The 24,915-nt window shown below is 42.7% G+C and carries 23 protein-coding genes and 1 pseudogene; 12 read left to right on the top strand and 12 right to left on the bottom strand.

Annotated elements, in window-relative coordinates; genetic code table 11:
* Nucleotides 1-8 precede the first annotated feature (8 nt).
* The 5 genes from HNW13_RS16475 to HNW13_RS16455 all read right to left on the bottom strand — a co-directional run bounded on the left by HNW13_RS16475 (nucleotide 9) and on the right by HNW13_RS16455 (nucleotide 3,708).
* Complete coding sequence (locus HNW13_RS16475) at nucleotides 9-647, bottom strand: hypothetical protein (RefSeq protein ID WP_192114088.1); 639 nt, start codon at nucleotides 645-647, stop codon at nucleotides 9-11.
* 35 nt (nucleotides 648-682) lie between these two features.
* Nucleotides 683-1,276, bottom strand: a complete 594-nt coding sequence (locus tag HNW13_RS16470; protein ID WP_192114087.1) for a Fic family protein — start codon at nucleotides 1,274-1,276, stop codon at nucleotides 683-685.
* Nucleotides 1,266-1,424 (bottom strand): hypothetical protein, encoded by a 159-nt coding sequence (locus HNW13_RS16465; RefSeq protein ID WP_192114086.1) that lies wholly within the window; start codon nucleotides 1,422-1,424, stop codon nucleotides 1,266-1,268. Before HNW13_RS16465 ends, HNW13_RS16470 begins: the two co-directional genes overlap by 11 nt.
* Nucleotides 1,425-1,722: 298 nt before the next feature.
* A complete protein-coding gene (groL, locus tag HNW13_RS16460) occupies nucleotides 1,723-3,360 on the bottom strand; it encodes a chaperonin GroEL (protein ID WP_011639075.1) in 1,638 nt (545 codons plus the stop codon).
* Nucleotides 3,361-3,417: 57 nt separating this feature from the next.
* A complete protein-coding gene (locus HNW13_RS16455; RefSeq protein ID WP_011639076.1) occupies nucleotides 3,418-3,708 on the bottom strand; it encodes a co-chaperone GroES in 291 nt (96 codons plus the stop codon).
* 214 nt (nucleotides 3,709-3,922) lie between these two features.
* On the opposite strand from HNW13_RS16455, the gene HNW13_RS16450 reads away from it, so the two are divergent.
* Both HNW13_RS16450 and HNW13_RS16445 read left to right on the top strand, forming a co-directional pair.
* Nucleotides 3,923-5,353 carry an MATE family efflux transporter gene (locus tag HNW13_RS16450; RefSeq protein WP_192114085.1) on the top strand — a complete coding sequence of 477 codons (1,431 nt, stop codon included), beginning with the start codon at nucleotides 3,923-3,925 and terminating at the stop codon, nucleotides 5,351-5,353.
* 90 nt (nucleotides 5,354-5,443) lie between these two features.
* Nucleotides 5,444-5,836, top strand: coding sequence for a hypothetical protein (locus HNW13_RS16445; protein ID WP_192114084.1), 393 nt, complete (start codon nucleotides 5,444-5,446; stop codon nucleotides 5,834-5,836).
* A gap of 167 nt (nucleotides 5,837-6,003) precedes the next feature.
* Here HNW13_RS16445 and HNW13_RS16440 read toward each other — a convergent pair whose 3' ends face one another.
* Nucleotides 6,004-6,654 carry an FxsA family protein gene (locus tag HNW13_RS16440; RefSeq protein ID WP_192114083.1) on the bottom strand — a complete coding sequence of 217 codons (651 nt, stop codon included), beginning with the start codon at nucleotides 6,652-6,654 and terminating at the stop codon, nucleotides 6,004-6,006.
* Nucleotides 6,655-6,882: 228 nt separating this feature from the next.
* On the opposite strand from HNW13_RS16440, the gene cutA reads away from it, so the two are divergent.
* The 6 genes from cutA to HNW13_RS16410 all read left to right on the top strand — a co-directional run bounded on the left by cutA (nucleotide 6,883) and on the right by HNW13_RS16410 (nucleotide 13,798).
* Nucleotides 6,883-7,209, top strand: coding sequence for a divalent-cation tolerance protein CutA (cutA, locus tag HNW13_RS16435; protein WP_162024017.1), 327 nt, complete (start codon nucleotides 6,883-6,885; stop codon nucleotides 7,207-7,209).
* Nucleotides 7,206-9,068, top strand: a complete 1,863-nt coding sequence (locus HNW13_RS16430; protein ID WP_192114183.1) for a protein-disulfide reductase DsbD — start codon at nucleotides 7,206-7,208, stop codon at nucleotides 9,066-9,068. The genes cutA and HNW13_RS16430 overlap by 4 nt, the downstream gene beginning before the upstream one ends.
* A 281-nt stretch (nucleotides 9,069-9,349) precedes the next feature.
* Nucleotides 9,350-11,020 (top strand): cation:proton antiporter family protein, encoded by a 1,671-nt coding sequence (locus tag HNW13_RS16425; protein ID WP_162024018.1) that lies wholly within the window; start codon nucleotides 9,350-9,352, stop codon nucleotides 11,018-11,020.
* 172 nt (nucleotides 11,021-11,192) lie between these two features.
* A complete protein-coding gene (galK, locus tag HNW13_RS16420) occupies nucleotides 11,193-12,335 on the top strand; it encodes a galactokinase (protein WP_101085007.1) in 1,143 nt (380 codons plus the stop codon).
* A gap of 25 nt (nucleotides 12,336-12,360) precedes the next feature.
* Nucleotides 12,361-13,395, top strand: a complete 1,035-nt coding sequence (locus HNW13_RS16415; protein WP_192114082.1) for an aldose epimerase family protein — start codon at nucleotides 12,361-12,363, stop codon at nucleotides 13,393-13,395.
* Nucleotides 13,385-13,798 (top strand): DUF2391 family protein, encoded by a 414-nt coding sequence (locus tag HNW13_RS16410; RefSeq protein WP_101085005.1) that lies wholly within the window; start codon nucleotides 13,385-13,387, stop codon nucleotides 13,796-13,798. The genes HNW13_RS16415 and HNW13_RS16410 overlap by 11 nt, the downstream gene beginning before the upstream one ends.
* 119 nt (nucleotides 13,799-13,917) lie before the next feature.
* On the opposite strand, the gene HNW13_RS16405 is transcribed toward HNW13_RS16410, so the two are convergent.
* Nucleotides 13,918-14,355: a hypothetical protein gene (locus tag HNW13_RS16405; protein ID WP_101085004.1), complete on the bottom strand. Its 438-nt coding sequence runs from the start codon at nucleotides 14,353-14,355 to the stop codon at nucleotides 13,918-13,920.
* Nucleotides 14,356-14,733: 378 nt separating this feature from the next.
* On the bottom strand, nucleotides 14,734-15,747 hold the full coding sequence (locus HNW13_RS16400) for an NAD(P)H-quinone oxidoreductase (RefSeq protein ID WP_192114081.1): 1,014 nt from the start codon (nucleotides 15,745-15,747) through the stop codon (nucleotides 14,734-14,736).
* Between the two features lie 195 nt (nucleotides 15,748-15,942).
* On the opposite strand from HNW13_RS16400, the gene HNW13_RS16395 reads away from it, so the two are divergent.
* From HNW13_RS16395 to HNW13_RS16385, 3 genes are all read left to right on the top strand, one after another.
* Nucleotides 15,943-16,734: a transporter substrate-binding domain-containing protein gene (locus tag HNW13_RS16395; RefSeq protein ID WP_162024021.1), complete on the top strand. Its 792-nt coding sequence runs from the start codon at nucleotides 15,943-15,945 to the stop codon at nucleotides 16,732-16,734.
* Nucleotides 16,735-16,908: 174 nt separating this feature from the next.
* Nucleotides 16,909-19,365 (top strand): M1 family metallopeptidase, encoded by a 2,457-nt coding sequence (locus HNW13_RS16390; protein WP_192114080.1) that lies wholly within the window; start codon nucleotides 16,909-16,911, stop codon nucleotides 19,363-19,365.
* Nucleotides 19,365-19,880 (top strand): DUF6702 family protein, encoded by a 516-nt coding sequence (locus HNW13_RS16385; RefSeq protein WP_192114079.1) that lies wholly within the window; start codon nucleotides 19,365-19,367, stop codon nucleotides 19,878-19,880. The genes HNW13_RS16390 and HNW13_RS16385 overlap by 1 nt, the downstream gene beginning before the upstream one ends.
* A 67-nt stretch (nucleotides 19,881-19,947) precedes the next feature.
* Here the strand turns inward: HNW13_RS16385 and dauA are convergent, their stop codons facing one another.
* The 3 genes and pseudogenes from dauA to HNW13_RS16370 all read right to left on the bottom strand — a co-directional run.
* Nucleotides 19,948-21,675 (bottom strand): C4-dicarboxylic acid transporter DauA, encoded by a 1,728-nt coding sequence (gene dauA / locus HNW13_RS16380; protein WP_192114078.1) that lies wholly within the window; start codon nucleotides 21,673-21,675, stop codon nucleotides 19,948-19,950.
* Nucleotides 21,676-21,783: 108 nt separating this feature from the next.
* Nucleotides 21,784-22,014 (bottom strand): hypothetical protein, encoded by a 231-nt coding sequence (locus tag HNW13_RS16375; RefSeq protein WP_192114077.1) that lies wholly within the window; start codon nucleotides 22,012-22,014, stop codon nucleotides 21,784-21,786.
* A 275-nt stretch (nucleotides 22,015-22,289) separates the two neighbouring features.
* Nucleotides 22,290-22,460 (bottom strand): annotated as a pseudogene (locus tag HNW13_RS16370) (haloalkane dehalogenase); the annotation flags it as partial.
* 85 nt (nucleotides 22,461-22,545) lie between these two features.
* Between HNW13_RS16370 and HNW13_RS16365 the strand changes: the two are divergent.
* The gene (locus tag HNW13_RS16365) at nucleotides 22,546-23,973 is read left to right on the top strand and encodes an IS4 family transposase (RefSeq protein WP_192114076.1); all 1,428 of its coding nucleotides are present in this window, start codon (nucleotides 22,546-22,548) and stop codon (nucleotides 23,971-23,973) included.
* A gap of 7 nt (nucleotides 23,974-23,980) precedes the next feature.
* Here the strand turns inward: HNW13_RS16365 and HNW13_RS16360 are convergent, their stop codons facing one another.
* Nucleotides 23,981-24,742, bottom strand: a complete 762-nt coding sequence (locus HNW13_RS16360; protein WP_347813092.1) for a haloalkane dehalogenase — start codon at nucleotides 24,740-24,742, stop codon at nucleotides 23,981-23,983.
* Nucleotides 24,743-24,915: the final 173 nt, after the last annotated feature.

Raw genomic sequence — 24,915 nt, 5'->3', positions numbered from 1 at the left:
TGGCACCTTTATATGTGCTTACTTTCATTGTTTTTTAAAATCTTCAATAAATCAGAAGCACCTTTCCTATAACTATTAGACGATGAACTGCTTTTAAGTGAACTACAACCAAAAACACTGGAATTCATCAAGATAAAAAACTCTTCAACTGCATCAAATAAAGCAAAAATCTCACCTTCTACAGGATCGACAATACTCGAACACATCATCGTTGGATAATCTGCATGAGCACCTAATTTATGTCTAAACTCTTTTAGAGGTTTACGTAAATGGGTAATTCCATTTTCATACAAATCTCTTATTTCTTGATATTTATCACTTTTTTCAACCACGTCAGATTTTAATAAATATTCCAAAGTCAGATTTAAATGGCTATTATTCCCGCGCCCTTGCTCCTTGGGATCCGTCAGCTTACACAATTGCAGTATCATTGAGTCACGGAATGACCAATGTACTAATCTAAAAAACTCGAGTGAAGCCTCTGAAATAATCTGTCGATTTTCTGCATCACTATAGAGCTGTTCATACGTGAGCTTAAGATGCTTAATCTCGTAAAATATCTCTCTAGCCTTAATAAACTCACTCCTAAACTGCTCCATAATTTGCCCTTTAATAATTGTTTGAAATCTAGGTAATCCGGTATTCATCAAGTTATACCCCCCAATGAGGCATAAGAGGATGCTTAAATTGATGAAGTGGCATTACTCAATATTTGATTTAATGATCTCAGGTCGCCTAAATACCCTTGAATGTTTGCATTTACCCATTCATCTTTCGAAATATCAGGCCAATTAACACTCAGGTCAAAATAGAAAAAGAGTTCTTCAAAGAAAAAACGTTGTGTTCGTCCATCACCTTCCCTAAAAGGGTGAATAATGTTCAATTCACAAAAAATATCGGTAATCTCTATAACTAATTGATCTTTTGAATCCAATCGTTCCAATAATACGATTCGAGAAAATTGCTTATTCGCTTCAGCTTCAATTCTTGAGCAAGTACAAAACCGTGTATTTCCCTTAGAAATATCAACAGTTCTTATTTCACCAGCCCAATGATAGATATCTTGAAATAATTGCCTGTGCAGGTTTTGGAGATGCTTTAAGTTAAAGTCTTGTATCGAGGTAATTGTTGATGAGTATTCGCTGTATCGAATCGCAGTAAAAGCCAGTTCGGCTTCTGCGAGGTTGCCATAATCTTGAATATTAAGCTTATTTTGCAGTACTTCAGAAGCGGGGTAACAGTAACTATCGTGACTTACCCCGTATTTATCGCGCATATTTTAGTTTCAAATCATTAATCGATTTTCCGGCATTTTCTTTCTTCATAGATAAGCCTTCATAACGAGAGCTCATTTCAAAATTGCTCATTTTCGGAGTGAAAGTTTGAGTATTTTTCGGTGCTTTATTGGTTGCTGAATTTGCCATATACCCTCCTCGATAACGACTATATTATAGCCTAGTCTAGCCTACTCTTCTAGATAGCCCAGTCTTTATCCATGAGATAAACGCCCTTCCCTAGAATAAAAAAAAGCCGCGATACTGTTAGGTATCGAGGCTTTCTCTATTCTTTTACAAGAAATTTAGCTCTAAGCTTCTAGGCTTGAGAACGACAATGTATATAGCGCAGGATAAATCGGGTTAGAACAAGGCGCTTTACCACTCGTTTAGCTTTCTTAAACGAGTGGTGAAGCAACGCAGTTATCACCGATTTAGACAAGCTAGATTACATCATGCCGCCCATTCCGCCCATACCACCCATTCCGCCCATATCTGGTGCAGAATCTTGTGGTACTTCAGCAATCATCGCTTCTGTTGTGATCATAAGACCAGCAATAGATGCGGCGAACTGTAGTGCGCTACGAGTTACTTTAGTTGGGTCTAGGATACCCATTTCTAACATATCACCGTAAGTGTCGTTGCCAGCGTTGTAACCGAAGTTACCTTCGCCGTTTTTAACAGTGTTAGCGACAACTGATGCTTCTTGACCAGCGTTAGTTGCGATTTGACGTAAAGGCGCTTCCATAGCACGCAGTGCGATTACTACACCGTGCTTTTGGTCTTCGTTCAATACTTCAACATCTTTAATTTTGCTTGCTACGCGAACAAGGGCAACACCACCACCGGCGACCACACCTTCTTCAACCGCTGCGCGAGTTGCATGTAATGCATCTTCTACACGCGCTTTTTTCTCTTTCATTTCAACTTCTGTTGCTGCGCCAACTTTGATGACTGCAACACCGCCAGCTAACTTAGCCATACGCTCTTGTAGCTTTTCTTTGTCGTAGTCTGAAGTTGAGTCTTCAACTTGTTGTTTGATTTGCGAAACACGTGCAGAAATTTGCACTTGGTCGCCACTACCATCGATGATTGTAGTGTTATCTTTAGTGATGATTACGCGCTTAGCTGTACCTAAATCTTCTAGAGTGGCTTTTTCAAGTTCTAGACCGATTTCTTCAGCGATAACAGTACCGCCAGTTAGGATAGCAACGTCTTGAAGCATTGCTTTACGACGGTCGCCAAAACCAGGAGCTTTAACAGCAGCCACTTTAACGATGCCACGCATGTTGTTCACAACGAGTGTCGCTAAAGCTTCGCCTTCAACGTCTTCTGCGACGATAAGCAATGGCTTACCTGTTTTAGCTAGACCTTCAAGGATTGGTAACAATTCACGGATATTAGAAACTTTTTTGTCTACTAATAAAATGAATGGGCTGTCTAATTCAATGCTGCCAGTTTCTGGCTTGTTGATGAAGTATGGTGATAAGTAACCACGGTCAAACTGCATACCTTCAACAACGTCTAATTCGTTTTCAAGCGCTTGGCCTTCTTCAACGGTGATAACGCCTTCTTTACCGACTTTTTCCATTGCGGTTGCAATGATGTCGCCGATTGACTCGTCAGAGTTAGCAGAAATTGTACCTACTTGAGCAATGGCTTTAGTGTCTGAACATTCTTGAGAAAGTAGTTTAAGTTCAGCAACGGCTGCGATAACGGCTTTGTCGATACCGCGCTTAAGGTCCATTGGGTTCATACCCGCTGCAACTGCTTTTAGGCCTTCAACAACAATAGCTTGTGCTAATACTGTTGCAGTAGTGGTACCGTCACCGGCAGCATCATTGGCTTTAGAAGCAACTTCTTTAACCATTTGTGCGCCCATGTTTTCGAACTTGTCTGTTAGTTCGATTTCTTTAGCAACTGACACACCATCTTTGGTGATCATTGGCGAACCAAAGCTTTTATCTAAAACAACGTTACGACCTTTAGGGCCTAAGGTTACTTTAACTGCGTTGGCTAGGATGTTAACGCCTGCAAGCATTTTTACGCGTGCGTCGTTACCAAATAAGACTTCTTTTGCTGCCATTTTTTGATGTTCCTTTAAATTTAATGATTAATTGGAAAGTCGATTGATGCGAGAGGCTTAGCCTACTACTGCCATCAGGTCAGCTTCTGACAGGATTAACACTTCTTCACCGTCAATTTTTTCTTTCTTCACGCCATAACCTTCATTGAAGATCACTACGTCGCCCACTTTAACGTCAAGTGGTGTAACTGTGCCATTTTCTGAAATACGACCGTTGCCTACTGCAAGGATTTTACCGCGAGTTGATTTTTCTGCTGCGCTGCCTGTAAGCACGATACCGCCTGCAGATTTAGATTCAACTTCTAAGCGTTTAACGATAACGCGGTCATGTAATGGACGAATATTCATCTATGAACTCTCCTAATGATTTGATGCCCAAAAAGCGAGGCTATTGACTAACAAATAAGGGTTTCCCCCTTGATGCATGTGATATGGGGGTGACTGGTCACAGATCCAAGGGGAATTTTAAAAATAATTGCACTTTTTTTAAGTCTGATTTATTAAAGCAATCCTAATCCTGTTAGAATTCGGCTCCTTAGAAACACCAAACGTTTGAGAATAGATGAAAGACAGACACGGGTTGCTCAGCGCACCTATTGGTCGTGTACTGCTTAACATGACTTTGCCTAACCTGATTGGGATTATGACCATTCTAGGTGGCAGTCTGGTGGACATTTTTTTTATTAGCCAGTTGGGTACAGATGCACTGGCAGCAGTGAGCTTTACGTTTCCGGTAACCTTAGTGATTACGAGCATCGGCATTGGCATTGGAGCGGGTGTGTCAACCAATCTTGGTCGTTTGATTGGATCTGGGCATGCGCCCGAATCCAGAGTGTTTTTATTTGATGCCTTGTGCATGACACTGGTGATTATTTGGGGCTTGTCGATACTCGGCTGTGTGTTTATTGAACCTATTTTTAGTTTGCTTGGTGCTAACGGTGCCAGTTTGCCATTAATTAATGACTACATGTGGTACTGGTATTTAGGCGCGCCTGCCTTGGTGCTATTAATGGTGGGTAATCAAGCATTACGTGCCACAGGTGACACTCACTCACCGGCTAAAATTATGATGCTGGCCGCCATTATAAACCTGGTTCTCGACCCGTTACTTATCTTCGGCATTGGCCCTTTTCCGCGTTTAGAAATTCAAGGCGCTGCTATTGCGACCACACTCTCTTGGGTAGTGGCAATGTCATTTGCTGGCCACTTGATTATTGTCAAACGTAAACTGGTTCAGTTTGCTGAGTTTGATGTGGGTCGATTAATTTTACATTGGAAAGTCTTATCCCATATCGCCCGCCCAGCGGCGTTAATGAATGTAATAAATCCTATTGCCAACGGCATTATAATGGCCATGTTGGCACGGATTGATCATGCGGGTGTGGCTGCCTTTGGTGCCGGAATTAGGCTTGAGTCGGTATTATTGATTGTGGTGATGGCGCTGTCGTCGAGTTTAATGCCGTTTATTGCCCAAAACCTAGGTGCCAGCCAACCGGATCGCGCCAAAAAAGCCTTATTGATGTCGTTGCGATTTGCTTTTGTATTTCAAACAATCTTGTTTATTCCGCTGTATTTTTATGCCGAACCTATCGCAAGATTGTTTACTCACGACCCACTGGTTATTGAGTGGCTGAGTTTTTATATTATGGTGTTGCCTGCCTCTTATGGGCCACTTGCCATTGTTATTATGGTTGCCACTAGCTTAAATGCTTACCATAGGCCGTTGAGTTCACTGGTGATTAACTTGTGCCGCTTAATGTTATTAATGTTACCGCTGGCGGCGCTAGGCTCGTATGTTGGTGGGGTGAAAGGTATTTTGTTGGCGTTACCCATTGCTAATACATTGATGGGGATAGCTTGTTATTACCTGGCTACTCAAATTAGTGAGCCAAAAGAGATTAAGCACACTGTGCCTTGTTCAGATAACTCATTAGCCACTGACGGCGAGCAAGACGACACTAATAAACCAACCTCTCGCCTTGGCGAATATTAAACTGTGTTAATAATGGCAGCCACACTTGCTTTTTAATCTGTGTCAGTGGATTAATAACACTATATCACTCGCAACAAATCTTGGTTTAACATGAAAAAATCCATTTACGCCGCCATGCTCTCTGGCATTGTTTGCCCTGGCAGTGGCCAGATTTGGTTGGGTAAAAAGCTACTCGGCTGGGGATTTATCAGTGTCAGTATGGTGTGTATTTTGTTGATAATGGATCAAATTATTAGCCGTGCACAAGTGATTGCGGAGCAAATTTTAGCAGGCAATATCGGCAACGATTTAACCTCCATTTATGCTGCGGTATCCAACGTTGCCATCGACAGTAGCTCAACCATGCCGATACTCACTTGGATATTTTTAGCCAACTGGGGATTAAGTATCATCAGTGCATTTTGGTTTGGTGCTCAGCAAGATAAGCAACTCCAGCGGCAAGCTGATTCCGAGACAGGCGCAAAAACAAAAACAGCCAAGTAATGCATCTGCATTAGTCGGCTGTTTACGTTATATTTGATCAAGTGCTAAACGTGGGGCTTAACAAAATACGCTCTACACATCACGGCAAATCACAGATCAAACTTAGTCTTGTTAAATAAGCTGGTATTACCATAATGTGTATTAAGATGTGTCATAAGTGGTGCGTATTAAGACGGCTTGTCGTCATCTTTGGGCTTAATAGGCTCTACATCTATAATATCGTCGCGATTGTCGTCATGACGCTCATCTTCAATATCATCATCACGATCATTTTTAATGTCATCATCAAGATCAACTACCTCAATTTGATGGCTACGTGGACGATCATTTTTACGTTCAAAATCACCGTCGAAAGTGTTGCCCTGTTGATCAAATGGCTTTTGCCCTGCAAATGGACCGGACTGTCCAAAAGGACTTTGTCCGCCACCAAAGCCAGGGGGGATACCACCATTAGCCACAACACGAAGTTGCATACGTTTATATAAAAACGCCGCGATAGGAGCACGGGTAAATGGGGTTAATAAAATTAAGCCAATAAAGTCGGTGACAAAACCAGGAATAAGCAATAACACCCCAGCGGCAGCCAACATCATACCTTCAACAATTTCTTGCCCCGGAGCTTCACCTCGGGCTAATTTTTGTTGCACACTCATTAAAGTACTAAGGCCTTGGCTGCGTACCAATGACACTCCAACAACCGCGGTAAATAACACTAACGCGACTGTGGTCCATGAACCAATTGAGCTGGCAACTTCAATGAGTACATTGAGTTCAATAACCGGTATTAAAACAAATATTAACAATAAAATAAAAAACATATTGGCCTCTAAGGATCGCTTTTTGATAGAGTGACGACTTATAAGATAACAGAGTGGCGACCTGTAAAAAAACTGTTGCCGATGAAACTTAAATGGGGGTGAACGGGTCTCTTTTCAAGACGCGTCACGAATATCACCTCAGTTTAATGAAAATGCGTTTAAAAAAGCGTACTGTGATGACCTTGTGCATGATAACAGCATTAGCTTAAGTAAACTTTAAGACAACTTATGTATAAACCTGAACTGCTACTTATATTAACCACTTGCCCAGATGCTGACATTGCAGCCAGTATTGCGACTGCATTAGTAGAGGCAAAGTTAGCGGCATGTGTACAAATAGGCCAAGCCGTTGAGTCAATTTATTATTGGGACAATAACATTTGTCAGTCACACGAAGTGCCAATACAGATAAAATGCATGGCAATTGATTACCATGCAATTGAACAGCTCGTGATCACAATGCATCCTTATGAAGTACCAGAATTCATTGCCACTCCAATTACCGGTGGTTTTGGCCCTTATTTACAATGGATAAAAGACAACTCACCATCATGAAAAAACTCGTCGCCATATGCCTGACATCATTGTTAATGATGTCATCAATGATACTCGCGCCAGCAGCACACAGCGCTAATGTATTGAGTAATAAATTCAGCTTTTTAAGCAGCGAACCTGAGTTAATGAAGGTTAACGATGCTTTTGTGTTTGATTACCAACAACAAGGTAATCAGCTCAAAATCAATTTTGTCATTGCAGAGGGCTATTATTTATATCGCGATAAGCTGCAGTTTTCGGTCGACGGTGCGGTGATTGGTGATATTGAATTACCTCATGGTAAAAACCATCATGACGAATACTTTGGCGACCAAGAGGTGTTTTACTCGTTTGTTGAAATCCCTATCGCGTTTAAAGAAGCGCAAGCCGATGCGGTATTTCATGTCACCTTTATGGGTTGTGCAGAAGGTACCTTGTGTTATCCGCCAACCAAGCACGATGTAACGTTAGCAGCGATTGAAGCAAATGACGGCACGTTAAGCAGTAAAAAAGTGATTGGCGCACCTGATGATGCGCAAGCATCAACAACGGCAACCGATGCACCAGCGGCACCCATTACTCAGCAAGACACGTTAAACCAAATGCTCCAAAACGATAGCCTATTATGGACCTTGGTGATTTTCTTTGGTTTAGGTATTGGCTTAGCATTAACACCGTGTGTGTTTCCGATGTACCCTATTTTGTCGGGCATTATTGTTGGTCAAGGCAAGAAGCTCTCTACCGCTAAAGCCTTCACCCTATCAATGGCCTACGTGCAAGGCATGGCCATTACCTATTCATTATTAGGATTAGTGGTTGCCTCTGCCGGACTTAAGTTTCAAGCGGCATTACAACACCCTGCTATTTTGATTTTCTTGGCGGTGATGTTTGTGCTGCTGAGCTTATCGATGTTTGGCATGTACGATTTAAAGCTGCCATCGAAGTGGCAAGAAAAAATGAACTCGATGTCGAACAACCAAAAAGGTGGCAACCTTATTGGTGTGTTTATGATGGGGGTGATTTCAGGTTTAGTCGCTTCGCCTTGTACCACGGCGCCGTTATCTGGCGTGCTGATTTACGTGGCGCAGTCTGGTGATTTACTGCAAGGCTTTTTAGCGCTGTATGTACTCAGCATGGGCATGGGTTTACCGTTATTAGTGATTGGGACTTCGGGTGGCAAAATTTTACCGCGCGCAGGAGCGTGGATGGACATTATTAAAACCATCTTTGGCTTCTTACTGATTTCAGTTTCTATTGTAATGATTGGTCGTATTTGGCCTGGTTTAGTGTCCGATTTACTTTGGTCAGTATGGGCAATAAGCTTAATCGCTTACTTAATGCATCAAAACAGGTTGTCAGCATTTAACTGGAAACAAAGCACTCGTGGGGTGTTGTTATTACTGGCTTTGATGGCAAGTTTCTCCTATGGTTTCCAAGCATTAATGAGCAGCTTTGGTCATCAATCCTCAAATATGACCCAAACCAGTATTGATGGCAAAACCAACACCGAAGCCAATCACTTTATCCGTATTAAGTCGCTGGAAGACTTAGAAGTTGAATTGGATAAAGCCAGTATTAGCGGTAAAACGGTGATGTTAGATTTATACGCCGACTGGTGTGTGGCGTGTAAAGAATTTGAAGCCATTACCTTTAAAAATGCCGACGTGGAAACGCGTATGAACCAAATGGTGTTATTGCAAGCTGACGTGACTGCCAGCGATAACATTGATATCACCCTTTTAGAACATTATGGCGTGTTAGGTTTACCGACATTGTTAATGTTTAATAGCGACGGTGAGCAGCGTGAAGACTTGCGGGTTACCGGCTTTATGGGACCAAAAGACTTTGCTGCTCATTTAGATATACTGTTAGCAAAGTAAGTTAACAGACTGACTTAACAGACTTACTTAACAGACTAAGCACATTAACTTACTGGGCTGAGTGAATGTGCAAAGTGAGAGCATTAATCAACTTAATGAATGATCGCATGTTGTGCTGTGTACCGTAAAAGCAGTTGGTAGAATCATTTAGTAATACACTATATAAAACAGCATCTTTAGCCACTAAAGATGCTGTTTTTTGCTTTTAGGCTATTAAAGTCATCGAAAGTTAACTTTTTTCTTATACAATAAGATTTTGTATCCCTCATTCAAGGCGCTTTATGGAACCCGCTATCCTGATTATCACCCTACTTTGCGGAATGCTTGTCAGCCGAGTGGGTTTACCGCCACTGATTGGTTATCTTGCAGCTGGTTTTGTATTGTTCACCTTAGGCATTGAAGACACTAGCTTACCTATTTTGCAGCAACTTGCTGACTTAGGTGTCACCTTATTGTTGTTTTCTATTGGCCTTAAACTTGATCTTAAAAGCCTGTTTAAAGCCGAAGTTTGGGCGGGTTCAAGCTTACATTTAATTGGTTCGATTCTATTTTTTGTGCCAGTGCTGAAGTTATTGGGCTTTTTAGGCATTGAACAGCTCGACGGATACAGCTTCAATCAACTGATGTTAATTTCCTTTGCATTAAGTTTTTCCAGTACCGTATTTGCGGTAAAAGTGCTTGAAGATAGCGGTGATATGCAGTCGCTCTATGGCCGAGTCGCGATTGGTATCTTGATTATGCAAGACATCTTCGCGGTGATATTTTTAACCATTTCTAAAGGTAACATCCCGTCGGTTTGGGCATTTGCATTGTTATTACTACCGCTTGCAAGACCGCTTATTTATAAAATATTTGATCGGGTCGGCCACGGCGAAATGTTGGTATTGTTTGGCCTTGTTATGGCATTAGTGGTGGGGGCATGGTTATTTGAAGCCGTCGGTTTAAAACCCGATTTAGGCGCATTGATTGTGGGTATTTTACTCGCTGGGCATGCTAAATCATCTGAATTAGCCAAATCTATTTATTTCTTTAAAGAGTTATTCTTAGTCGCATTTTTCTTAACTATTGGGTTAAATGGATTGCCGACCTTAGCCGATATTGGTTTAGCGGCGATTTTAGTTGCGCTAATTCCAGTGAAAATTTTGATGTTTGTCTATCTGCTAACTCGCTTTAAGCTGCGGTCGCGAACCTCGCTGCTCGCCTCGTTTAACTTGGGTAACTACAGTGAGTTTGGTTTAATCGTAGCAGCAGTCGCGGCACACAAAGGTTGGTTACCACCAGAATGGCTGATCATTATTGCGGTGGCATTAAGTATTAGTTTTTTATTTGCAGCGCCGTTTAATAATAACGTCAGTAATATTTATCAGCGTTTCCAGTCTAAATTAACCAAACTCGAACGCCACCCATTACACCCTGAAGACAGACAAATCCGCATTGGTAATCCACGCTTTTTGATCTTGGGGATGGGCCGTATTGGTTCTGGGGCATATGATGAATTACGCGCCAAATACACCGGCGAAATTTTAGGGATTGAACACAAACAAGAATTGGTTGATTTTCATCGAAATGAAGGCCGTAATGTTGTGCAAGGTGACGCTAGCGATACTGACTTTTGGGTCAAGCTTGAACGAGCGCCACACTTAGAGTTAGTACTATTGGCAATGCCACATCACGCGGGTAATTTGTTTGCAGTGCAACAACTGCAAAAGCTTAATTACGAAGGAAAAATCAGCGCGATTGTGCAATACGCTGAAGATGCCGAGTCATTAAAAGAATCTGGTGTTAATACTGTGTATAACTTGTATGAAGCTGCAGGTGCTGGTTTTGTAGACCATGTGATTAAAGAGCTACTCGATTCACCACCAGAACTGGTTCCAAGTTCAGTTGCTGCTAGTAGTGATAAGCCAAATCAATCGGCAATAAATGAAACGACATCTGAGTTGCCATCATAAAACTAATCAACAATTGCAAACGCCTAGATAACTCTCTAGGCGTTTTTGTTTACTACCGCATATTTTCAATTTTGCTTCAGATAAAAAAATCTCAGTTACAGACACGGTTAAGTCATGCTATAACTCAAGTAACAAGTCTTTCCATGTCACCCTTTGTTGGATTTTTTGAAGTATGTCAAACCCTGCTCAACGCGCGACTAAATTATTTGTTCGTACATTTGGCACCAAGCCAGATGATTTATACCAGGCGCCCGGGCGAGTTAACATTATGGGCGAGCATACCGACTATAACGAAGGCCTCGCATTACCCGCCGCAATTAATTTTCATACTGTTATTGCTGTTAAGCATCGCGATGATAATTTATTTCGCGCTGTGACAACGGCGTTTCCTGGGGAAATTAAGCAATGGCACTTTGGTGAAGAAGGCCCCGTTGCTGCAGGCGATGATTGGAGCCACTATCTAAAAGGCGTTACCGCCGCCATGAACCAATCGGGGTTACGAGCCAAAGGCTTAGACTTAGCCATTGTGGGTGACGTGCCGCTGGGAGCAGGTTTATCATCGTCGGCAGCGCTTGAAATCGCTTTTGGTACTGCAATCAGTTATGCCAGCCAGCTAAACTTATCACCTATCGCTATTGCCCAATTGGCTCAGCGTGGCGAAAGCCAATTTATGCTGTTAGATTGCGGCATGATGGACCAAATCATTAGCGCGATGGCAGAGCCTGATCACGCCTTATTGATTGATTGCTTAGAATTAGAAAGCGAATCAGTGCTATTACCTGAAGAACTCAGCTTAATCGTAATCGACTTAAAACAAGACCGTCATGGTTTTACCCAACAATTTGAACAACGCAAACAAGAGTGTAATCAGATAACCAAGTTACTTGGTCTCGATTCTCTGCGTGATTTATCATTAAGCTTACTCACAGCAGATAAAGACTTACTCAGCGATGTCCAATTTCGTCGAGCGCGCCATATCATCACCGAAAATCAACGTACGAGTAATGCCGCCAGAGCTTTGCAACAAAACAATATTGCTCGTTTTAGTCAGTTAATGGCACAGTCTCAAGCATCTATGCGCGATGACTTTGACATTATCACTGCCGACATTGACACCTTAGTGAGCATGATTGCCACTTTAATCGGTGAGAAAGGCGGCGTGCGTATGAGCGATGGCTGCGTATTGGCACTGGTTAATCATGACCTCACCGATGAGGTGATTAACCTGGTTGAAAACCAATATTTTAAGCAAACTGGCATCGAAGCAACAATATACTTATGTTCAGCAAGTGGCGGTGCAGGACGCATCGGTTAACAATTTACAGATTAGAGAGGCATAAATGGTACGTTTTAGTGTGCTGGAACCTTGGCAAGATCCCCGTGGTGGTGAGATTGAACGGGTTAGAATTGATAATGGCATCATCGCACTTGAAGTATTAAGTTTAGGCGGCATCATTCGATCATTATGGACTCCAGATCGTAACGGTGAACGCAAAAATATCGTCTTAGGCTGCGACAGTGCCGAAGACTATCTTGCTCAACAAGCCTATTTAGGCGCGATAGCAGGACGTTATAGCAATCGAATTGCCAATGGTAAAACCCAATATGATGGCCATCAATATCAACTTAGCATAAATCAAGCGAGCAATTGTTTGCACGGTGGTGTTGAGGGCTTTAATCGCAAATTGTGGCAACTCGGTACCTTAAGTGATGGGGTTCGCTTAACCTTAACAAGCCCTGACGGCGACATGGGATTTCCGGGCAATTGTACTGTGCAACTCGATTACCGTTTAGTGGGTAATAACTTGTACATTGAAATGCTGGCCAGCACAGATAAAGCCTGTCCCATTAGTTTAACCCAACACAGCTACTTTAATTTAGACGGTAATCGCAGCGACACTAATAAGCAACATACGCTGCAAGTGGATGCTAAAAAGTACCTCACAATGAATGATGTTGGCGTACCTACCGCAATGCAACCTACCGCAGGTAGCGATCTAGACATGGCAAAAGCCACGCCGATGTCGGTACAAACCGAGCGTCCAGCATTAGCTGCAACCAAGGGTTTTGACCATTGCTATGTGTTAGATAATCCCGGTGCAGATTTACAACGATTTGGTTGTTTAGCCAGCCCGAATAGCGGCCGTAATATGACGGTTTATACTAACCAGCCTGGGGTGCAGGTTTACGGCGCAAACTTTTTGCAGGGCACTGTAGGCAAAAAGCAGCGAGTATTAAGCGATCATCAAGCTGTGTGTATTGAACCGCAAATGCTACCCGACTCGCCGAATCAACCTGACTTGCCCGGCGATGTGTGGGTAACACCTGGCAAGGTTTATCACCACATCACTCGATATCAGTTTGATGCAGAATAATCAGCCAGTAAAATCCAATTTTAATGCCGAAGATATTGGTCAAATTGCTGTTGGGGCTTTTGCCCTGTCAGTGCCGATTGCATTTTCTGAAGAAGCATGGAGATTGTCGGCCAGTTTGCCTGCATTAAATTTGGTATTGGTGGTGGTATTGTCGCTGGCATTTATTACTCTGTTTGCTTATCAGAGTGTGTTTCAGGCAAATATTGTTAAGCGTAGACGAGCATTTTTGTTGCGGGTAATTGCAGCGTATATATTAACGTTATTGGTGGTCAGCATTGTGCTATTGGCATTAGATAAATTGCCATTAATCACCGACCCAATTTTAGCGTTAAAACGGATTATTTTAATCGCGATGCCCGCGTCCATGGGTGCGATTATTGTCGACAGTTTCGACAAAGAATAGACCACATAAGGAATAATAAATTATTCCTTATGTGGTCAGTAATCTATAGCAGATATAAGCAGGATAATAACATAGACCACGCAATACACTGAGCCAGAGACTCAATGTTATCTGCAGGTTTAATCGTCTACACTATCACCCATGTCATCAAAGCTATCATTGTCATCATCTGAATCATCAAATTCTGGAATGTCATCATCGGCGTTAATCGGTTCATCTGGCTCTGGAGCCGGTTTAGCCTTACGCGGTGGCGCTGTATCGGGTACTTTTGATAAATCAATTCGTAACTGATGCTTTGCCATAAACTCACTACGTGCCACCTTCCAAGCATCGCCAAACTCAGCCATAGCGGCTTTTGTTTGTTGCTCGTCTAAGTCGTGTAAGTTAACTTTAACGATGTCTTCTACGTACTCCACAATCGTATTACGGATAGTGTTGTACATGAAAATGCGCCCTGGTGACGCTTCTGGCAATTGATTATCATGAACGACGATAGTGTTACCTTTCGATGTTCTTAATTCACCAAACCAAAGTTGTTTTTTTGCAGTGTTATACATATATGCTAACGCCCTTAATCAACACATATTCTAAAAATGATGCAGGATTATTGAAGATAACATCTTCATACTACGCCACGATTATCTGTTCTGTATTTGTGTGGGTATTTAAACAGAATATTTCTGAGAATCAATGCCTAAAACGATGAAATTTTCGAGTAATCGCATAAAAATGTTGGTTGTCGTCAATTTTTAACACTTTATCGTCATTTTTCTCACAAAATAAACGCCTCACAAAAGTGATTAACCCGTTTCAGGCCAATCACTTTGTGATCACGACTTTAGCTTAAAAACATCAAGCTTCAAGTTTTTTATCAAAAAAAATCGCTGATTGAAGCCACAATATTAATATGTGTATTGATAAGGGTATTCATTTACTTAACGAGGATCAGCTTGTAGATCTAACACTATCTTGCCTTTGTGTGTGCCCGACTCCATTAGTTCATGTGCCTGCACCACTTGCGAGAATGGGAACACACTATCAATTGGAATGCTCATTTTGCCGCTATTTAATAACGGCCATACGAACTCTGCCAAACCTTGAGCAATAAGGGCTTTATTCGCCACGCTTTGTGGTCGTAACGTTGACCCTGTCCAAATCACTCGTTTAGCCATAATACGGAAAATATCCACGTTTGCTTGTGGACCACGTTGCATGGCAACCGACACCATACGTCCGTCGGTAGCAATCGCTTTGAGGTTTTCGTTAATAAAGTCGCCACCTGCAATATCCATAATCACGTTAACGCCTAATCCATTTGTTGCTTCTAAAATCGGCTCAACAAAGTGCTGCTCGTTATAGTTAATCGCTACGCTAGCACCTTGATCAAGACAGTATTGGCATTTCTCTGCACTGCCAGAGGTCGCAAATACCGTTGCGCCTAAACGACTTGCCATTTGAATTGCGGTCGTACCGATACCGCCAGAACCGCCATGAATAAGTACCGTTTCACCCGCGTTAAGTCCACCACGAATAAACAAGTTACCCCACACGGTAAAAAAGGTTTCTGGCAACGCGGCAGCTTGTACAAAACTGTAACCGGTAGGAATGGGTAAACAATGTGCTGCGTAAGTATTCACTAACTCGGCATAGCCGCCACCAGGCACTAAGGCACACACTTTATCGCCCACTTTCCATTGGGTAACATCGTCTGCCACGGCAACAATTTCACCAGCCACTTCTAGCCCGATAATCGGACTGGCATCTGCTGGCGGTGGATAAGCGCCAACGCGCTGTTTAATGTCAGGCCCATTAACTCCAGCGGCATGCACCTTAATCGTCACCTGGCCTTCTGTTGGCATCGCAAGTGTTGATTGAGTCATGATCATCGCACTGGGTTCGCCAGGCTGCTCAACCACTACATGAGTAAATGTTCTGTTTAAAATTGCCATAAAAATATCACCTTGGTTAATTGTTATTAAAATGTAACTATAATGAATAGCCTGTTACTGGCACCGGTTACCTGTTCACAAAATCGGCATGTTTGTTAGCAAAACATAAAGTAGTATTTTTTTTAATCAAAAAAGATTGCCTATACTCTTTAAACCATTAATATAACCGCCCCTTCAACACATGGAGCAAAATACTTGTTAAAGTATCTGTTCGTTTTACTGTCTATTTTCAGTATTCACGCCCATGCTACACCTATCCGTATCGCATCTGATATTTGGTGTCCTTATATCTGCAACAACCAAACAGGCTACGTTGTAGAACTCACACGTCGCGCTTTTGAAATCCAAGGTCAACCGATTGAATTTCAGATTCTTCCTTATAAACGCGCACTGATTGAACTGCAAAGAAACAACATTGATGCTGTACTGGCATTGACGCCAAACGCCATTGCCGAAAACCAATTGATTAATGCTGATGTGATTGTCGGCTATAACAGCAATGACTTTTATACTCTTGTTGATAGTAATGAAACATTTGAGCAGATTACCGACCTTAATAGCACTCAACAAGCTGCTATCGTCACTGGTTATGACTATGGTGTTGAGCTCGATGCTTGGTTTGCTGCACATCCTAATACCTACTTTGCCTCGGGTAGAGACCCATTAGCGATGAATATTATTCGGCTGGTAAAAGGACGTCATTCAGTCATCATCGACAACAAAAATGTCATTGAGTACACCGCGAGTCAATTGAACTTAACCAAGCAACTTCGCTACGCTGGCACTGTAGGCAAACCTGTACCTTTATATGTTGGCTTTAATCCACACAATAAAGCTTATGCAGTAACCTTTGCTAACGGCATCGACATGCTAAAAGCCAATGGCGAATATCAGCAGATTATGAGTAAATACAAAATATTACCTGAACTGACCTCTGACGAGGCCCGTCATAAAAACCTGCAAAAATTCCTGCCTATCTTCAATTAATCTCGCTTGCTGTTGTTATGCCATACGGAATTGGCATCAGCAAGGTGCAAAACTTCGTAACACTCTAATCACTGCATAACAGGGTCAATTTAGTTACACTCCGCCTACAAAAAATATAACAAATCATCATTTTGGGATTATTGGCATCAGCTTGCTGACGTCAAAGGAGTATTTATGCGCGTGTATCGTCAGCTGCTGTTACTGGCATTAACCAGTTCAGTTATTATTACCAGTTCGGCTTCTGAAATTGTCCAAAGCAAAGGTCATTTTGTAGACAAGTTTCGTCAACTTGAAGAGAGCCTCCCAACACCAAACGATTACCGCAATGCTGCTGGCGAACCAGGTAAAGACTACTGGCAACAACAAGTTGATTATAAAATCGATGTCACTCTGGATGAAAAAAAGCGTCGCATTCAAGGCGAGCAAGTGATTACTTATCACAACAACTCACCGTATACGCTCAAATATCTATGGTTACAGCTAGAACAAAATCGTTTTAAATCAGATTCGATATCTGAACGCAGCGCCGCATTTAATGGCGTGGATGGTAGTGTTAGTGCTAACAACACTTACGGTGATAATGCCTTTGCCAAAATCAGTTTAGGTGATCTTCGTCGCCAACAATTTTTAGCTGACAATAACTTGGGTTATCAAATAGCGGCTGTTACTGACACTAATAATAAGCCTTTAAAATACACTATTGTCGGCGCCCAAATGCGCGTCGATTTACCCACCCCGTTAAGCCACAATAAATCGACGCAGTTACACATTAATTATGGCTATAACATTTTAGAAGAAGACGCCGTTGGCGCGCGTTCGGGTTACGAGCACTTCCCTGACGACAAGCGTAAAGGCGGTAATGACATCTTCTTATTGGCGCAGTGGTTTCCGCGAGTTGCCAGCTATTCCGACTACGAAGCGTGGCACAATAAAGAGTTTTTAGGCAGCGGCGAGTTTACCCTCGAGTTTGGTAATTACGATGTCAGTATGACCGTACCCAGCGACCACATCGTCACAGCCACTGGCGTATTACAAAACAGCAAAAAGGTGTTATCACCTGAACAAATCAACCGTTTAGATAAAGCTAAAACAGCCAAAAAGTCTGTATTTATTGTCTCAGAAGACGAAGCAATTACTAACGAGTCAAGCACTGCTAAAGGCAATAAAACCTGGCATTTTAAAGCTGAAAACGTACGCGACTTTGCTTGGGCATCTTCACGTAAATTTATTTGGGATGCTCAAGGTTACCAACAAAAAGGCAGCCAGAACCCACAAGTGATGGCAATGTCGTTTTATCCTAAAGAAGGTGGAGAACTTTGGCAGCGTTATTCAACTGCATCGGTTATTCACACCCTTGAAGTCTATTCGCGCTTTACCTTCGATTATCCTTACCCTGCGGCCATTAGTGTAAACGGCCCTGTTGGCGGCATGGAATACCCGATGATCAGCTTTAATGGTCCACGCACCATTTGGCACGATGATGAAAGCCGTACTTATACCTTGTCGGAAAAACAATTCTTAATCGGCGTAGTAATCCACGAAGTCGGCCATAACTATTTCCCAATGATTGTGAACTCAGACGAGCGCCAATGGACGTGGATGGACGAAGGCTTAAACAGCTTTTTAGACGGCATAGCCACCCGCGAATGGGACCCTAATTTACCGTGGGGGCGTGAGCCAAGTGACGTGATTGAGTACATGAAGTCTAACGTGCAAGTGCCGGTGATGACGCAGTCAGACAGCGTGTTACAGCTTGGTCCAAACGCCTATATTAAACCTGCTGTGGCACTCAACATTTTACGTGAAGTGGTATTAGGCCGTGAGCTATTCGATTTTGCCTTTCAAGAGTACAGCCGTCGCTGGATGAACAAGCGCCCTACTCCAAGCGACTTTTTCCGCACCATGGAAGAAGCCTCTGGCGTCGACTTAGATTGGTTTTTCCGTGGCTGGTTTTACACCACTGATCATGTTGATATCTCGCTAGATCGCATTTATAAACTGCGCTTAGACAGCAATAATCCTGATATTGATTTTGATCGTCGTCGCCAAGATTATAAAGACAAACCCATGCCTTATTCGGTTGAGCGTAACCAACAAAGTGGCCTAAAAACCTGGGTAGAACTTAATTCAGATAACGTTGATTATCATGACCAATATGATCAATTTAGCGTGACCAATAAAGAACGCAACAAGTACAACAAAAAACACGCCGAGCTAGACCCGTGGGAGCAACAAACACTCGCACGCGCACTCAAAGAAGATAAAAACTATTATGTGTTTAACTTTGCCAATTTAGGTGGCTTAGTGATGCCAATTTTACTCGAACTCACGTTTGAAAATGGTGATACCGAGTCATTGGTGCTGCCTGCAGAAATTTGGCGCCGTTCACCGTTTGAAGTCAGTAAGCTCATTGTTACCGACAAAGACAAAATCTTAGTGTCTGCCGTGGTTGATCGTCGCGGCGAAACTGCCGATGTCGATATTGAAAACAACTATTACCCAAGACAAATTATTCCCTCACGCATTGAAGCCTTTAAAGAAGAGGAACGAAAGGGCAATAAGTATCGCGACATTATGCATGACAATAAAGAAGCCCTGAAAGAGCCTGAAATAAAAGTGAAGAAGAAATAATGCGTCTATCATTTTATGCAGGATTCATGGCTATCGCGTTAAGTTTGCTGGCGGGTAATACCATGGCCCACCAGCAAAAAGAAGCTTACACCAGTATTGTATTTAATCAGCGTAGCGGCATGCTAGAAGTCCAGCATCGGTTTTATTTACACGATGCTGAACACGCGGCCCAACAAGTGATCGATAAAAGTACCGATCTGATCGGCGATCCCGTTGGCCGTGAAGCGTTTGCTTATTATGCTATTTCGACGTTTTCGATGCAGGATCAGCAGCAACATCCGTTAACGCTGACCTATGTTGGCACCGAGTTACAGGGCAAGTATTTGTGGGTTTATCAGGAAACGCCGATCACCACTAATATGGACGGTTTTTATCTTAAGATGACCGCACTGCAAGAGTTGTGGTCAGAGCAAACTAACCACATTAATGTCGAGCGGAATAAACGTGTGACTTCAGCAAGGCTGCACATTGCAGACTCTTGGCATTATATTGAAGTGGCTAAACCAGCCCAATAACTGACAAAACGTTATCGCAGCTAGTTTATCGAAAACACCATACTGGTTTGTCAGCCTTTATGGTGTTTTAAACTCCAGCCACCACATCGTCTAGCGCACCAGCCAAGGTTGAATACGTCACGCACTGCACGCCGTCAGGCTTAAAGCCTGCTTTGGCCAAGGTTTTAAGTGGCTGAAATTGAAAATCGGCCAACAATACCCGAGTATTATCATGCTTACATTTAGCAATAAACTTATACAGCGCCGAGACACCACCAGAATCTAAAAGCGATACCCCATCAAAATACAACACCACCCCATCTTGGTCGCCACTCAAATGCGCCAACTCGCCAAAGACACTGTCGGCGGCAGCAAAAAATAATGGTCCATTGATTTTAAACACTTTCCAACGCGGCGGTAATTCAACATGAATGTGTTTCTTCTGCTCGCTAATGTCTTGCACCTTGGTCATATCAGCCACTTGCTTCATGAATAATAACGACGCCAAAATGATCCCTGCACTGATCGCAATCACCATATCGAAGAATATAGTCAGTAACAAACACACCATCAACACTAACACTTCGCTGGCAGGGGCTTTTTTAACCAGATGGACAATCTTAGGAGCTTCGCTCATGTTCCATGCCACCATGATAAGCAGCGCCGACATGCCCGCCATGGGGATATAAGCTAAAACAGTACTGAGCGATAATAAAGACACTAATACCACCACCGCATGGATCATGGCCGCGATTGGGCTTACCGCACCCGACTTATAGTTAGCCGCCGAACGTGCGATGGCAGCAGTCGCGGTAATACCGCCAAAAAATGGCGCGATAATATTACCGACACCTTGGCCAAGTAATTCGCTATTGGCGCTGTGTTTTTTACCGGACATGCCGTCTAACACCACTGCACACAGTAACGATTCAATGGCGCCTAACATGGCAATCGCAAAGGCGGCAGACAATAGGTCACTGGCTAATTGCCAAGTGAGTACCAATGGCACTTCACCGGATTGCGCGCGAAGCCAAGGCCATTCAAAGTCAGGCAGCATAGAGGGAATGCCCGCCCCGATTGAGCCGTCGGCTAAGGTAAAGCTGAACGTAGAACCAATTGTCGCCACATGAAAACCGAGTTGATTTAGTACCAGCGCCACAATGCTCGCAACAACCACGGCAGGAAGATGTGCGGGTACCGCCAACTTGAGTTTAGGCCACAGAATAAACACTACTAAGGTGCTTAATCCCACCAGCAATGTTGGCCCAGAAAACCCTGGTATTTCTTGAACCAAGGTAGCCACCTTACCGACAAAACTTTCTGGCATTTCGCTAATGCTTAAGCCAAAAAAATCCTTCACTTGTAATACTGCGATAACGACAGCAATACCACCGGTAAAACCCAACGTGACCGACTCGGGAATATATTGAATAAAACGGCCTAAGCGAAACAACGCCATGATAATCAACATTAGCCCGGATAACAGGCTGGCAAGCAATAACCCTGACAAACCATATTGATGCACTATGGGATAAAGGATCACCACAAACGCGGCGGTAGGGCCAGACACGCTGTAACGCGAGCCACCGGTGAGCGGAATAACAAACCCAGCAATAATGGCAGTATATAACCCGTATTGCGGCGCGACCCCAATGGCAATTGCAAGTGCCATTGCCAGTGGAATGGCAATAATGCCAACAGTTAAGCCGGCTAATAAATCTTTAGTGAATGCATTGGCATTGTAGGGAGCGTCTTTTAAAGACTCTCGGAGTGCATGCCCGATACGAAGAGAAAATAAATGTGTGCGGTATTTCATTGCGGCGATCCCATAACCTAGTACGGCGTCAAGATACCCCTCATTATAGGCCGATTACCTTACAGTACAATCGAATTAAGTTAACACCTGATGATAATATAATTATCATCACATTATAATATACGGTTTATCTAAATCCGTTAATCGCGCTACCGATTGCGTCGGCGCATCTTGGGTATTTGATGCAGCCAATAACGGCTCAATCAAACGTTGGTTAGTATCTGCCTCAGCTTGACTGGCTCGGTCGGCGTAATTGACATTATCGACAGCGCTACAGCCCAACAGGCTTATGCCCATCAGTGCCAGCATCGCCTTTCGTAAGGTCGGTTTTACCATCATCAACTGCATCTCCAAACGTGTGTATTACACCATATTGGAACAAGCATACTGATGGACGGGTTTAGGAGAGGTTAAGGTGGGAATAAATAGTGAAATTGAATACAGAGATAAAATGTTAGAATTAAACATCAATATGGTTCAATAAAACCATAAGCTAATCATGATAAATAGCAGCTATATGCCCTCTACAGAACATATAGCCACCAAGATAAGCATGTTAATAATGGATACCATTATTATTACTAAGCAGTTATCGAACTTGGCTAAAGGGCGCGTTAACGATTATCAGCAATAAACTTAACCACAACCTCGGCTAGCACCTCACCTTGCTCTTCTTGTAAGTAATGACCAGCATTGATAATCGTTGTATGTTTTTGCCCTTTTGCACCCGGTATTATTTGTTGCATCATTTTATCTCCGCCAGCAGTGATAGGATCTGAGTCTGACTCTTCTACACAAGTATAAAAAATATTGAACTTCTGGGGTGAACTGTGATCAGATCAAGTAACTTCAGTTACTTAGAGAAAAACCATGTCAATATTCAACCCAGAGCAATGGTCATACAATCACTTTAAAAACGGTTTCTTTGGTGACCCGCGTCGCACAGATCGTGTCATCGAAGTCGCTGCAGATATGGCACGTTGTAGTGGTAAGTCTATCGCTTTATCATGTCAAGGTAATGAGGCTAAAGTTGAAGGGGCTTATCGATTGATCCGTAACGACAACATTTCTCCAGAAGTAATTAGAGCTTCTGGTTTTCAACATACTGCAGAGCTTGCCCAGCCCTATGCTGAGATATTAGCCATTGATGACACCACTGCGCTGAGTTACAAACATCAAGTAGCAGAAGAGCTTGGCAAACTGGGGACGACGACAGATAAATCACGTGGTTGGTGGGTTCATTCAACCCTGCTATTAGACAGCTTCACGACTCAGACTATCGGGCTCATTCATCAAGAATACTGGCTTCGTCCTAATAATCCTGAAGATGCTGACGAAAAAGAAAGCGGTAAGTGGTCAGAAGCCTCTTATTTCTGCCGTCAACGCTTGGGAAAGCTCATGTCACGGGTAATTTCAGTGTGTGATAGAGAAGCAGACATACTGAGTTATATTCAAGATAAACAGAAGCATAATGAGCGTTTTGTCGTTCGAGCGAAACATTCTAGAGCGCTGATAGAGACTGACTCTACGTTATTTGAACATCTTGAATCACAAGCCGAACGGGGTGAATACACTATCGATATCGCCCAGAAGGGGACAAAAAATAGTAAAGGGAAGCCTGTAAACCGCGTGGCAAGAAAAGCCAAGCTAACCATTAAAGTGGCACAGGTTACGTTCAAAACGAAAGGTGAGACTAAGCCAGTAAACGTGGTGTACGCTCAAGAAAAAACATCAAAAAGCGTTACTGAGCCGTTGCGCTGGGTGCTATTAACAACAGAGCCAATCGATACGTTAATTCAAGCACTTCATATTATTGATATTTACACCGCAAGATGGCGAATTGAGGATTTTCATAAAGCATGGAAAACGGGTGCAGGAGCTGAGCGCCAAAGAATGACAGAGCCTAAGAACTTAGAAAGAGCGGTTTCAATCTTAGCTTTTATCGGCGTCCGTTTACTGCAACTCAGAGAAGCCATCACCATCCCTTATTATTTACGTAAAAAAGGGCTGGTTGAGGAGGCCAAAGCAGTGGAGGCTCAACGCTGTGACACGGTACTCGAAGAAGATGAATGGAAGGTGCTAATGCGGTTTAATAAGCCTAGAGGGCATAAAGATAAAGGCGCGCCGAGTCTGAAATGGGCGTATCAATCAATCGCAAAGTTGGGTGGTTTCACCGATACCAAACGAACAGGGATCGCAAGCTGGACGGCGGTTTGGGAAGGTTGGAGTACATTGCAGTCTCATGTTGTAGGCTACCGAGTCGCGAAAGAAATGATTGCTGATGGCGAGAGCTTATGAAATCTGATCAAGAGACAGGATCTGAGTCGCTAAACGCTGTCAAAAAAGGTTTTTCCCATTGAGATAATACTTTCCATGCTGCACGGTTTTTCAGTGTTGCTGGATCATCAGGCGTAATAGGCACTAACAAGGGAAATTCACGAGCACCAGCTTTGTATGTTTCATCAGGGAATGGCGCGTCATATGCAGCAATAACTTCATCTGATAAATTTGAAACAGATGCACCATTTATCATCTGTCCTGTAGGGAAATGTACTACTTCTTGCGAGTAATTAAACCATTGCATAAATGCATCATTAGTTTCTTCATCACCTGTGGGTAACATGGTGTTTGCTGCAACAATACCGGTATAGCGCGGAATATCTTCAGCTGCCATACGCAGCCCGATTAAGCCGCCCCAGTCTTGGCATACCAAAGTAATGTTGGTTAATTCAAGTTGTAAAACGAATGATTTTATCCAATCTACATGACGTTGATAGGTATAATCAGAACGTTGACTTGGTTTATCTGAACGGCCAAATCCAATAAGATCTGGGACAATAACTCGATGACCTGCTGCAACAAGGATCGGGATCATTTTACGATATAAAAAACTCCATGAAGGTTCTCCATGTAGTAATAATATTGGCGCAGCATCTTTGTCTCCTTCATCAAGATAATGAATCCGTAACTGGCCTCCTTCACTATCGTCCACTAATAGGTAATTAGGTGTAAACTGATAGCCTGGTAAATTAACAAAGTAACTATCATCAGTTCGTAAAAATTCCATAATTTTCTATTTCCTATTTTTTATAAAATGAATCAACTCTATGAGTCAGCTTCTAATTGCATGCACTTCAACGCTAATAATTAAGTAACGAAGAGTGATTGAGATTTCTAACACTAATTGAACTTAAATGACTTTCGTGTTTTATTAACTACACGAAACTTCTATCGTAGAAA

Origin of the sequence: Shewanella sp. BF02_Schw (genome assembly GCF_014596695.2) — a bacterium.
In the GTDB taxonomy this organism is placed as follows: Bacteria; Pseudomonadota; Gammaproteobacteria; order Enterobacterales; family Shewanellaceae; genus Shewanella.
The sequence above is the reverse complement of the archived record's forward strand: the minus strand, read 5'-3'. Positions and strand labels throughout refer to the sequence as shown.